The sequence below is a fragment of the Vibrio sp. V42_P2S4T144 genome (assembly GCF_009904715.1).
Lineage (GTDB): Bacteria > Pseudomonadota > Gammaproteobacteria > Enterobacterales > Vibrionaceae > Vibrio > Vibrio alginolyticus.
The window spans coordinates 1-3746 of the sequence record NZ_WXWS01000086.1; the positions used below are offsets into that span (position 1 = coordinate 1).

Sequence of the window (3746 nt, forward strand, 5' to 3'; positions counted from 1 at the left end):
GTGTAGGTGCTAAGGGCGGGTAATGTTTGATGAAAGTCAATTTTTAACACTAATTCGTGATGCAAATAATTAAAACAATGTTCAGAGCACAAAAAAGCAGCCATCGTAAGGCTGCTTTTTACCGAGTATCAACTTAGGATTAGAAGGTTACTTTTAACTCGACACCATAAAATTGACTGTCATAGTTTGCGCCTGCGTCCATGGCGAATTTTGCAACATCTTGGTTTCCAAACCAAGGTGATGAATTGAATTGTAGTTCTGCACTACCGCCCCATGCATCAGTTACCCAATAATGAATATGTCCAACAGGGTTTAAGAAGAAGAGCGAAACATCACCTGCGGTTTCAGAGCCCATAACTTCGCCGCCGTTTGCAATAATGTCTTGCTCAGCCGTTAACATCATTTCACCAACAACAGCACCAAAGAATGGTGTGATAAAAATATCCTGCCAAGATGGTACTTCTGCGAACGCCTCCACGCCATACTCCCAAAAGAACGTCGACATAGTTGCGGAGTACAAAAACGACTGAAATTCATTATAGCCAGCGTGACGTGCTGCCGTGTAGTAAACGCCGCCAAAATATGGGTGCATGATGTAGTTGAGGACATGTTCATCGCGATCCCAAACGGGGCCGTCAGAGACATTATCTTTCCACTTTTGCCCCAACTTACTCATGTCTCGGTCTTCTTCGTCCCATTTGGTGATACTTTCTGGAAGAAAAGTCATCATGCCTACGGTCGCGATACTGAGACCTAGAATGGTGTAGGTTTGACCCATCAGATAATCCCAGTCTTTATCTTGAGGGATGATGAGATGTTTAGGCTGAAGCCCTGCGTCAAGGTTTAGCGAATCATCATTATTCTGTTCATACATAACACCGCGATTTTGAGCCTCGAAGGTGTACAGAGTCGTCGTTTCGCAGTAACCTGACAAGCAATCAGGTGTGTAAGAAAACTCTGTATGACGGCTTAGGTCATAGTGACTTGCTTGCGCAAGCGCTGACGAAGCCAAGCAAAGGCCTGTTAGAGTCGTCTTGAACATGGATGATTTTGACACAAAGGTCTCCGAGTTAATGGTGTATGTTCGGGCTCGTAATTATCCCTCAAAACATCAATCATTTAAACACTTGACCCTTATTTAGTCCCAACAAACCTCGGCGAGATTTGTCCAAATAAAAAGAAAAATAAGCGCTATAACGAAAATAGGATTGTGCTTACGTTCAGGAGTCAGTTGTGAAAATAGCAATGCTTAGTACTGGTGAGGAAGTCCTCCACGGTGATATTGTTGATACTAATGCGGCATGGTTGTCTAGCCTGTTTTATCAACATGGATTTGGCTTAACAAAGCGCTCAACGGTTGGCGATAGCCTATCGAGTTTGGTTGAAGAGTTTTTAATGCTCAGTTTTAACAACGATGTGGTTATTGTTAATGGTGGTTTAGGCCCTACAACGGATGACATGAGTGCTGCCGCCGCCGCGAGAGCCGCCGATTGTAAACTGGTGCTATTCAAAGAGTGGTTGCAGCATCTAGAAAGTTTGTATGCTCGACGTGGCATCCCTATGCCGGACAGTAATTTAAAGCAAGCGATGCTGCCAGAAACAGCAGAGATATTGGACAACCCGATAGGCACTGCTTGCGGTTTCAAAGTGCTGATTAATGATGCCATTTTTTATTTCACACCGGGGGTACCAAGTGAATTTAAGCTCATGGCAGAGACGCAAATTCTTCCCGATCTGAGAAGAGTGTTTCCAGATGTTCAAGGCTCATGTTGTAGTCGAATCTACACGTTTGGTCTATCTGAATCCGGTATTTCAGATAAGCTAGATCAGCTAAAACTTCCTCAAGGCTATGAGCTAGGGTATCGCTCTTACTTGCCTTTTATTGAAGTGAAACTTTTTGGTCCTTCAGATCAGATTGAACAGCGTTTGAAACTAGTACAGATAATTAATAAACACCTTGAGAGTAATACCGTTAGTATTGACTTACCTATGGTTGAAAATGTCGGCCAGTTGTTGGTCGATAAAGGACTAACGGTGTCGACCTCCGAAAAAAGTAGCGGAGGATACTTAACGTACTGGCTAAACGGCGATGAAAACGCTGAAAAGCAACTAGGGCATGGTTGGATACTACCGAGCCTGACTCAAGCGATGGCCAACAGCGGAGATCCATTAGCAGAGACGTTTGCTCTGGCTGGCGCTACGCGAGAGAAGTGTGGGACGGATTTATCACTCGTTACTGGCCATATTGAAGAGGGCGTTTTTTCCGTCGCTTTATCGACACCGTCAGGCGAGTGGGGAGCGTTATATAAACTCTCGAAAAAGTATCAGCGCAATGATCAAGTTAAAGTGATCAGCACGGCAGCACTAGACTTGTTGCGTCGCTACCTAGAACGTAAACCGATGTTTGCGCATTATGCATTTTTAGAGAAAGTTAAAGAGATGCACCTCCCGAGCAGTGCTTTATAACCAAAGCTCTATACAGTAGTCTGAGAGACAAAACACAGAGACAAAAAAGCCAAGGTGATTACCTTGGCTTTTGCATTTTATACCGTCGAGTCAACGTTATGCGCGCTGCTTTTCTTTCATCGCGTAGTTAACGCCGCTAAGTGACAAATCTGATTTTGCTTTACAGATACAAGGTAATATTTCATCACTTTGTGTGTAAGCCATGGCAAAACCAACATACTCCACTTCACCAGACTCCAATTTGCAGCGACAGGCGCCGCAGTGCCCATCACGGCAGTTGTATTCTGGTAATAGGCCAGCTTGCTCCATTGTTTCCAAAATCGTATTGGAAGGGTTGGATTCAATGCTGATCAGTTTGTTGATTTTGAGTGTTGCCATTACAGCTCGAATCCTTCGAAGTCATCTGCGCGAACTTCATTGTCAATTTGACCCACAAGGTAAGAAGAGATTTCTGCTTCTTGAGGCGCAACTTGAACGTTATCTGAAGACAACCAAGCGTTAATCCATGGAATTGGGTTAGTTGTTGCTTCTGGATACGCTGCTGGTAGACCTACCGCTTGCATACGAATATTTGTGATGTATTCAACGTATTGGCTTAGGATGTCTTTGTTTAGACCGATCATAGAGCCATCTTTGAATAGATACTCTGCCCACTCTTTTTCTTGCTCAGCCGCTTCTTTGAATAGGTCAAAACAGTCCTGTTTTGCCTCTTCTGCGATTTGCATGAAAGTGAAGTCATCTTGACCGTTACGTAGCAGGTTGATCATGTGCTGCGTGCCGTTTAAGTGAAGTGCTTCGTCACGAGCGATCAGCTTGATGATTTTCGCGTTACCTTCCATTAGTTCGCGTTCTGCGAAAGCGAAAGAGCATGCGAAACTTACGTAAAAACGAATAGCTTCTAATGCGTTAACAGACATCAGACAGATGTACAGCTTCTTCTTAAGATCGTACAGACTAACCTTAACCGTTTCACCGTTAAGGACATGCTCACCTTCACCGTAGCGATGGTAATCATTCGTCGCTTGAATCAAATCGTCGTAGTAGTGCGCGATGTCTTTTGCACGCTTCAGAATGTGCTCGTTCTCAACGATATCATCAAACACTACAGCAGGGTCGTTCACGATGTTACGAATAATGTGTGTGTAAGAACGAGAGTGAATCGTTTCAGAGAAAGACCAAGTCTCAATCCAAGTCTCTAGTTCTGGCAGAGACACAAGCGGCAGCAGTGCCACGTTAGGGCTGCGGCCTTGGATAGAGTCAAGAAGCGTTTGGTACTTCAA

4 protein-coding genes are annotated in these 3746 nt (G+C 44.2%); 1 reads left to right on the forward strand and 3 read right to left on the reverse strand.

Translation table 11 applies throughout. The features are described 5' to 3' along the window. Positions 1-139 precede the first annotated feature (139 nt). Positions 140-1042 carry a DUF3943 domain-containing protein gene (locus CAG68_RS02735; protein WP_033905662.1) on the reverse strand — a complete coding sequence of 301 codons (903 nt, stop codon included), beginning with the start codon at positions 1040-1042 and terminating at the stop codon, positions 140-142. A gap of 191 nt (positions 1043-1233) precedes the next feature. Between CAG68_RS02735 and CAG68_RS02740 the strand changes: the two genes are divergently transcribed. After that, complete coding sequence (locus CAG68_RS02740; RefSeq protein ID WP_017636130.1) at positions 1234-2466, forward strand: CinA family nicotinamide mononucleotide deamidase-related protein; 1233 nt, start codon at positions 1234-1236, stop codon at positions 2464-2466. Between the two features lie 96 nt (positions 2467-2562). Here the strand turns inward: CAG68_RS02740 and yfaE are convergent, their stop codons facing one another. Together yfaE and nrdB are read right to left on the reverse strand one after the other, a co-directional pair. Further along, positions 2563-2844, reverse strand: a complete 282-nt coding sequence (yfaE, locus tag CAG68_RS02745) for a class I ribonucleotide reductase maintenance protein YfaE (protein WP_005376817.1) — start codon at positions 2842-2844, stop codon at positions 2563-2565. Next, a partial coding sequence (nrdB, locus tag CAG68_RS02750; protein ID WP_161440750.1) for a class Ia ribonucleoside-diphosphate reductase subunit beta occupies positions 2844-3746 on the reverse strand: 903 nt, incomplete at its 5' end. The genes yfaE and nrdB, both read right to left, overlap by 1 nt.